A 322-nucleotide genomic window follows, 5' to 3' on the forward strand; every position below is an offset into this window, starting at 1 on the left:
GAAGAATATATTGATATAGTATTTTATTAATACTTGTTGTAACAGCGAATATGTATAATAGCTTGTAGCAAAACGCCCCTCTATGAGAAAGGGCGGATAAACCATTCTTTTCTTCATATACATATAGAAAATGAGAAAGAAAGTGAGGGTTGCATATGGCTGGATGGGTAATTTGGTTTATAATAGCGGGTATTTTATTTATTGCAGAAATGTTGTCGATTACTTTTTACATGCTTTGGCTTGGAATTGGAGCTGTTGTCGGAGGTCTTATTGCTTTGTTTGCTCCTGACGCACTATTTTTACAAGTTGTTGTTGGGGCAAT

Annotated in this window: 1 protein-coding gene; it reads left to right on the forward strand. The window is 35.1% G+C overall.

All coding sequences use genetic code 11. From position 1 onward, the window contains the following. Window positions 1–155: 155 nt before the first annotated feature. The coding region (locus tag KI356_RS27700) for an NfeD family protein (RefSeq protein WP_369009439.1) at window positions 156–322 on the forward strand (167 nt) is incomplete at its 3' end.

Source organism: Bacillus hominis, assembly GCF_018332515.1.
Taxonomy (GTDB): domain Bacteria; phylum Bacillota; class Bacilli; order Bacillales; family Bacillaceae_G; genus Bacillus_A; species Bacillus_A hominis.